This is a genomic window from Lentibacillus songyuanensis (assembly GCF_039548255.1).
Classification (GTDB): domain Bacteria; phylum Bacillota; class Bacilli; order Bacillales; family Amphibacillaceae; genus Lentibacillus_C; species Lentibacillus_C songyuanensis.
The window spans coordinates 37,009-43,008 of the sequence record NZ_JBCLVH010000030.1 but is presented as its reverse complement, the minus strand read 5'-3'; the positions used below and the strand labels follow the sequence as shown (position 1 = coordinate 43,008).

The following is a 6,000-nucleotide window of genomic DNA, read 5'->3' as shown; positions in this document are numbered from 1 at the left end:
TTCTAATAAGTAGTGAAGAAGTATTATTTAATTGTCAAAGAGCAAGAAAATCAATTTCTGAAACTTATTATACGAGGAGGGGTGGAAATGGAAACGACCAAAGAAAAGATATACAAACCTGAGGAAGATCCAAGCAAATCATCATTATTAGGTACGTTAGTGGCGGTTGGGGGTGTCGCCGCTGTCATCGTCATCATGTGGGTAGCAATATTTTGGTTATATATGGTAAGAGTATAGGGGGGAATAAACATGCACAAATTTGAGGAAATTTGGCTTACCTTAAGTGCAGGAATTCTAATCATGTTTATGGTCATTGTCGGCTATCAAGCATTTGCGTTAGGAATGGGACCGCCAAGTGATAAGGAAACCATTGACCCGCAACAAGTGGATCAAACAGCCCCATTTAACGATCCAGGGGTAAAAGAAATCGGGAAAAATGAGTATGAAGTGGTCATGACTTTGCAGGCATTTGGTTTCAATCCAAGTAATATTGAAGTACCCGCCGGCGCAAAAGTTCATTTCACGATGACGTCCAAGGATGTTACGCATGGCTTTCAGGTAGCGGGAACGAATATCAATGCCATGGTCATGCCTGGTCATATTCAACGGATTTCGCATACATTCAAAGAACCAGGAGATTATCTGGTGCTTTGTAATGAATATTGCGGGGTTGGTCACCAGCAAATGTCTACAACTATAACGGTGAAGTAAAGGAGGGGAAGCATGATGGAACTTGCAAGTAAAGATACAGTTTGGCGGAAAACAAATAAGGTGCTAGGGGTTAATCCGCTTGACGCACGTATATCTAAAGCCTATTTATCGGTATCATTTATTGTCCTCTTAATTGGCGGGATTCTAGGGCTTATCCAAGGCCTTGAACGCAGTGGTCTATTGCAGTTGCCAGCATGGTTGAATTATTATCAAGTATTAACTGCACATGGGATATTACTGATCCTTGTGTTTACAGCCAGTTTCACAATTGGTTATTTATATGCAGGGGTTTCGCATTCACTTGGTGGACTTCTGCCAGTTGTCAGGAAATTGGCATGGATAGGGTTTGGTTTAATATTGATCGGTGTGGCCCTGGTTGTTACAACAATTGTGATGAATGAAGCGTCGGTATTATATACATTTTACCCGCCACTTGCGGCATCACCAGTCTTTTATATCGGCTTAGTCTTTGCCATGTTAGGTATTTGGGCTTGTGCTTTTGGTGTTTTTATCAACTACACACACTGGCGGAAACAACATCGCGGGCAAACAACTCCATTAATGGCCTTTTTTGCAATGGGTGTATTTGTATTATGGTTTTTCGGCAGTATTGGGGTGACGATCGAGGTATTAACACTAATCCCATGGTCGTTAGGTTGGAAAGAAACAATTAATGTCATGATTAGCCGGACCTTGTTTTGGAGCTTCGGTCATACACTTGTTAACGTGTGGTACCTTGTTGCAACATCTGCATGGTATGTCGTTATTCCAAAGGTTATCGGCGGGCGAGTGTTTAGTGATAAATTAGCTAGATTAGTTGTTATTTTACTCGTTATCTTGAATATACCTGGTGGATTTCACCATCAAATTATTGATCCAGGTATCTCGGAGTCGGTTAAATTCTTGCATGTCTTTATGAGTATTTCGATTGCCTTTCCTTCATTAATGACCGCGTTTGCTATGTTCGCTGTGTTTGAGCGTGCCGGAAGACGTCGTGGCGGAAAAGGGTTACTTGGCTGGTTTACAAAATTGCCATGGGGCGATGTGCGCTTTTTGGCACCAATGATCGCGATGATAGCATTTATTCCTGGTGGAGCGGGTGGTTTGATTAATACAAGTAACCAGATGAACCAGGTTATTCACAACACATTATGGGTGGTTGGACACTTCCATATAACGGTAGGGGTTACAGCAGTACTCACATTTTTCGGAATTTGTTACTGGCTCATTCCGCATATTTCCAAACGGAAGTTAACACCACAGATGAATAAGTTGGGTGTCATTCAAACGATTATCTGGACGGCAGGTATGATTTTAATGTCTGGTTCCCAGCATTTAGTCGGATTGCTAGGTGATCCACGCCGTACTTCCTTTACTACCTATGGTGATCATGCAACTGCACAGAGCTGGATTCCATATGAATATGTCATGGGAATTGGCGCAACGTTACTGCTAATTGGCATTATTATTCAGGTCTATGCTGTATTTAACATGATGTTCTTTGCACCAAAAGGAGAGACAGAATTCCCAATTGGTGAAGCAGAAGATGATGCATTGCCAACACCGATGTGGACCGAACGCTGGAGTCTTTGGATTATCTTAATGCTGATGGTTGTTGCAATGGCGTATGCCGTTCCAATCGTGGACTTCATTGTGAATGCACCTCCAGGATCGCCACCGATAAAGACGTGGTAACCTGAAAGTCAGAGGTCGGATACCAGAAGTCAGAGGACAGATGCTGGATGAATAGACAGTTTCGGTTCTGACTTCTGGATTGTGCTTTAGGGAGTGATCATATGAATTCAAAAAGACACACTTGGATTGCTATGACGGTCGTACTGATCTTTGGGGTGGTACTCTTTTATGTTGGCACAGACGGTTTCCATGCTTTTACTGCTGAAAGTGCCCGGACCTATGAATTAATAAAGGATAAGCCTGAGTTCCCTGCTGTTACGCTGGAGGACTCAAGCGAAGAATCATATACATTCAATGAACTCGCGAATGGGAAATATGTCTTTATTACGTTTATGTATACTAGCTGTACAGATGTTTGTCCAATATTAGAAAAAAACATGGGGGAAGTATATGATTTAATCCCGGAAAAATATATCGGGGAGGATATTCTGTTTTTAAGTATCAGCTTTGACCCAGAACGTGATACACCGAAAACATTAGCAAATTATGAAAATGCGTTTGATAGTGATGGCAGCACATGGCGCATGGTCCGTGTTAATGATCAAGAAGAACTGGATAATATGCTTAAACAATTAGGAGTTATCGTTATTCCAGACGGGAACGGCAATTTTACACACAACTCCGCTTTTTATCTCATTGGACGCGAGGGACATTTGCTGGAGGTAATGGATTTTACGCAAATCGGGGATGCGGCTGATAAGGTGACAGACATTCTTAATAAAGAGTGGGTGAATAGTCAATGAAACAGTCTGCTTATGGTCTTTTGTTGTTTGTCTTTCTAATTCTGCCCCCCGTTTCTCATTTGCTTGAATCGATTATGATTGTGCATATGCATATGCAAATGCCTATGCTTGTTATTTCTGGTTTCCTGATGGCCCGCTTTTTTCAGCTGCAACTTCCCAGCTTCTTCGACAAATGGAATCCGAATGGCGTACCGGGTCTATTACTTTTCATAATTATTTGGAGCTACTGGATGCTTCCGCGGGCAATGGATGAAGCGATTACCTTATATGGCGTGGAGATATTTAAGTTTATTAGTTTACCGTTCTTGGCCGGGGTAGCGTTACGTGATAGTTGGAAAAAGCTTCATACCTTTGGAAAAGGGGTATTATATGTATTTATCATGCTTGTGTTTCTGATAATGGCTATCCTGTATATTGGTGTTGATGAACAGCTATGCAATAATTATCTGGAAGTGGATCAAAAAACACTTGGCTGGGGATCTGCTGCCATGGCAGCGTGCATGATAATTTATGGTATCCAATTATTGTTTACCGATCAGTCGGCATATAAATAGCGTTCATCCCCCGCTACAGGACAGGCGGAGGACGAACGCTTTACGCATTTGCTGATATTAGTTGATCAAACAAATCTGGATCGACCGGATTTGTTGAACTAAACCCGGTGTTTGTATTAATAAAATCTCCTGTATTCAGGGAACCGGAACCAGCGGCGGTTTTTGCAGTGCTTTTTGGTGAGAGGTAAAAAGAATCGCCAAAATTCACTACCCCACCATCAATACTGTTTACTTTTAATGGACCTACGATAGACGGCATGTTTCCACCTTCCTGATCTTTGTATTGTGTCACCATAAAAATAGGTTCAAAAGGTGATAAATATCATTTGTCTGTTTTTACGAAAAGCGATTGTGTTTTTATTATCGGACCTTTTGAACATCTTCCATATAAGATATGAATGGCCTAGGACTCTTGTGCTGGATGGTTAACAGTCGGTTCTAAAATTCGGAAATGTTTAATCCGTGCATCTGCTGTTAGTTTTCCGATACTGCCTGCTTGCAAGATAGAAGAGGAGGAAACACCATTAAATCGAACCCGTTCTACTTGAATGGAGTGTTTGTGGTGAATGATTTGCTGGTGCACCGGAACTGGGCTTTTGATCCATTTGGCAGGTATGGAATAGATCGGATAATTACTAAATTTAACTTGATCCTGCTCCGTGAAAAAAGGTCCCTGCTCCTGGACAGCGGATATCTTTGTTTGTGGCTGCGCAATTTCGGTGTCACCTACTGCCAGGATGGAACTAAAGGCAACAGAAGTACCTGTTATTTGTTTTACATCAGCTGTTCGCTTTTGCATGTGGCATCACCTTTATTCTTTTCTATATGTCATTTATCCCCTTATCCCTGTGGCGCTAACGGCACGACCGTTCCAATCGTAAATGCTTCTGGAGGTGTATCAAAGAACGAGGATAGTTTCATTTCATCATTATCGCCAATTAAAAATACGGAGGAACCGGTAACTGCATCAATTTGAACATCACCGACACATAGATTCCAATTATGAACTTCTAGATTCATTGATCTTCTCCTTTTTCCCCATTTCCTTGCATATAGGTAATAAGTGATTGATGGATTTCTTGTTTAATCCGATCCATCACATAGGCCATTACTTGATCTTCATTCGCTAAATGCTGGTTGTTTCTGGCTTCTTGTTCGTAATATTGGATTCGTTGTGGAAGCTGTTTTTCGATATCGGCAAGCATGACATTTCGGAAATTTTCATCGACCGGATGCTGATACTGATCAGCCAAATGTTGAATGATTTTTGGACCTTCTTGATAGATATGCTGCCTAAGGTCGGTTTGTAATGTCTGCTTCATCGGTGGTTTATTTTCAACAGTATTCCTCTGATTTATTCCTAATTGGTCCATGTTGGCTAAGTCACCAGGGGAGAGGCCGATATGCAGGGTTCCATCCAAACGTTCGATTTTTAGCTGATCAAAATTATATTCAATTTTCTCGATCGTCGTGTGTTGGTGGTCTTGTGACGATTGCTCTATTTTCTTTAACTGAGATTCCAAATTTTTGATTTTGTGATCCTGTTCTTGGATATGCTGATGGAGGTCGTAAAAGTAATTCATCCATTCATTCTGGTTTATGAAAATCTCCTCCTATCTGCCTTGGTTAGTCAATTAGCGATGATAGTTGTTCTCTTAGGCAAAGGCCTATGATTAGATTATGCAACCGACGATCGATTTGTGCTACCCGCCTGGATGACTCAGCGGAATTAATGGTGTGTTTTCGGTTGTGAGTGCCTCCGCTTTTTCAGCTGGTTCTGTGTATTCTCCTGTATTATGAATATCAGAGTGTGCCTGGATGCTCCCCGTACTGCCGATTTGTAATACCGAAGAGTTGGTGATCGCACCAATTTTGATTAGGTTAATATTAATAGATTGATGAATGGTAATGTTCATGTTCTCACTCCATTCACTACACAATTCCCTGGTCGACGATGTCTCTGTCATATACATACGTATTAGAATTGCCTAAGTTAACCCGAATCCCATCGCCAGTGTTGAAGGAACCACCGCCAGCGTACGTTTTTGCTGAGCTTTCCGGACACATGGCATAAACGTCACCAATATTAAAAATACTGGATGAAGCAACGGTTACAACTTTAACTGCCCCAACTTTTGCTGGCATCGTCATTCGTCCCCCTTTTGTTTTAGTTTATGTGATTTTCTTAAATTGTTGAAACTGATAATGAAAGCAATACTGGAAATCATGAATCGCCCAGTGGTGTCCAAGTTACTTTCCAATGAATTAATTTCCTGGACATGGTATGATAGCTTATG

General features: G+C 41.4%; 11 protein-coding genes. 5 read left to right on the top strand and 6 right to left on the bottom strand.

Going from position 1 to position 6,000, the window contains the following annotated elements:
- Positions 1 to 87: 87 nt before the first annotated feature.
- The 5 genes from WMZ97_RS19860 to WMZ97_RS19840 all read left to right on the top strand — a co-directional run bounded on the left by WMZ97_RS19860 (position 88) and on the right by WMZ97_RS19840 (position 3,703).
- Complete coding sequence (locus WMZ97_RS19860; RefSeq protein ID WP_343273839.1) at positions 88 to 237, top strand: cytochrome C oxidase subunit II; 150 nt, start codon at positions 88 to 90, stop codon at positions 235 to 237.
- Positions 238 to 249: 12 nt separating this feature from the next.
- Positions 250 to 711: a cytochrome c oxidase subunit II gene (locus WMZ97_RS19855; RefSeq protein ID WP_343273838.1), complete on the top strand. Its 462-nt coding sequence runs from the start codon at positions 250 to 252 to the stop codon at positions 709 to 711.
- A 15-nt stretch (positions 712 to 726) separates the two neighbouring features.
- A complete protein-coding gene (locus WMZ97_RS19850) occupies positions 727 to 2,406 on the top strand; it encodes a cbb3-type cytochrome c oxidase subunit I (RefSeq protein ID WP_343273842.1) in 1,680 nt (559 codons plus the stop codon).
- 101 nt (positions 2,407 to 2,507) lie between these two features.
- Positions 2,508 to 3,149, top strand: coding sequence for an SCO family protein (locus tag WMZ97_RS19845; RefSeq protein ID WP_343273837.1), 642 nt, complete (start codon positions 2,508 to 2,510; stop codon positions 3,147 to 3,149).
- The gene (locus WMZ97_RS19840; RefSeq protein WP_343273836.1) at positions 3,146 to 3,703 is read left to right on the top strand and encodes a hypothetical protein; all 558 of its coding nucleotides are present in this window, start codon (positions 3,146 to 3,148) and stop codon (positions 3,701 to 3,703) included. The genes WMZ97_RS19845 and WMZ97_RS19840 overlap by 4 nt, the downstream gene beginning before the upstream one ends.
- A 40-nt stretch (positions 3,704 to 3,743) precedes the next feature.
- On the opposite strand, the gene WMZ97_RS19835 is transcribed toward WMZ97_RS19840, so the two are convergent.
- The 6 genes from WMZ97_RS19835 to WMZ97_RS19810 form a co-directional block, all read right to left on the bottom strand.
- The gene (locus WMZ97_RS19835; RefSeq protein ID WP_343273835.1) at positions 3,744 to 3,962 is read right to left on the bottom strand and encodes a spore germination protein; all 219 of its coding nucleotides are present in this window, start codon (positions 3,960 to 3,962) and stop codon (positions 3,744 to 3,746) included.
- Between the two features lie 144 nt (positions 3,963 to 4,106).
- On the bottom strand, positions 4,107 to 4,502 hold the full coding sequence (locus WMZ97_RS19830; protein ID WP_343273834.1) for a spore germination protein GerPE: 396 nt from the start codon (positions 4,500 to 4,502) through the stop codon (positions 4,107 to 4,109).
- 41 nt (positions 4,503 to 4,543) lie between these two features.
- Positions 4,544 to 4,723 (bottom strand): spore gernimation protein GerPD, encoded by a 180-nt coding sequence (locus tag WMZ97_RS19825; RefSeq protein WP_343273833.1) that lies wholly within the window; start codon positions 4,721 to 4,723, stop codon positions 4,544 to 4,546.
- Positions 4,720 to 5,286, bottom strand: coding sequence for a spore germination protein GerPC (gene gerPC, locus WMZ97_RS19820; RefSeq protein ID WP_343273832.1), 567 nt, complete (start codon positions 5,284 to 5,286; stop codon positions 4,720 to 4,722). The genes WMZ97_RS19825 and gerPC overlap by 4 nt, the downstream gene beginning before the upstream one ends.
- Before the next feature lie 120 nt (positions 5,287 to 5,406).
- Positions 5,407 to 5,619, bottom strand: a complete 213-nt coding sequence (locus WMZ97_RS19815) for a spore germination protein GerPB (RefSeq protein WP_343273831.1) — start codon at positions 5,617 to 5,619, stop codon at positions 5,407 to 5,409.
- 16 nt (positions 5,620 to 5,635) lie between these two features.
- Positions 5,636 to 5,848 (bottom strand): spore germination protein, encoded by a 213-nt coding sequence (locus WMZ97_RS19810; RefSeq protein WP_343273830.1) that lies wholly within the window; start codon positions 5,846 to 5,848, stop codon positions 5,636 to 5,638.
- Between the last annotated feature and the right edge of the window lie 152 nt (positions 5,849 to 6,000).

Bases quoted from the DNA above. Each gene is read 5' to 3' on its own strand.
- WMZ97_RS19830 (WP_343273834.1), bottom strand. From the start codon at position 4,502: ATGCAAAAGCGAACAGCTGATGTAAAACAAATAACAGGTACTTCTGTT.
- WMZ97_RS19825 (WP_343273833.1), bottom strand. From the start codon at position 4,723: ATGAATCTAGAAGTTCATAATTGGAATCTATGTGTCGGTGATGTTCAA.
- gerPC (WP_343273832.1), bottom strand. From the start codon at position 5,286: ATGAATTACTTTTACGACCTCCATCAGCATATCCAAGAACAGGATCAC.
- WMZ97_RS19855 (WP_343273838.1), top strand. From the start codon at position 250: ATGCACAAATTTGAGGAAATTTGGCTTACCTTAAGTGCAGGAATTCTA.
- WMZ97_RS19840 (WP_343273836.1), top strand. From the start codon at position 3,146: ATGAAACAGTCTGCTTATGGTCTTTTGTTGTTTGTCTTTCTAATTCTG.
- WMZ97_RS19810 (WP_343273830.1), bottom strand. From the start codon at position 5,848: ATGCCAGCAAAAGTTGGGGCAGTTAAAGTTGTAACCGTTGCTTCATCC.
- WMZ97_RS19845 (WP_343273837.1), top strand. From the start codon at position 2,508: ATGAATTCAAAAAGACACACTTGGATTGCTATGACGGTCGTACTGATC.
- WMZ97_RS19835 (WP_343273835.1), bottom strand. From the start codon at position 3,962: ATGCCGTCTATCGTAGGTCCATTAAAAGTAAACAGTATTGATGGTGGG.
- WMZ97_RS19860 (WP_343273839.1), top strand. From the start codon at position 88: ATGGAAACGACCAAAGAAAAGATATACAAACCTGAGGAAGATCCAAGC.
- WMZ97_RS19850 (WP_343273842.1), top strand. From the start codon at position 727: ATGGAACTTGCAAGTAAAGATACAGTTTGGCGGAAAACAAATAAGGTG.
- WMZ97_RS19815 (WP_343273831.1), bottom strand. From the start codon at position 5,619: ATGAACATTACCATTCATCAATCTATTAATATTAACCTAATCAAAATT.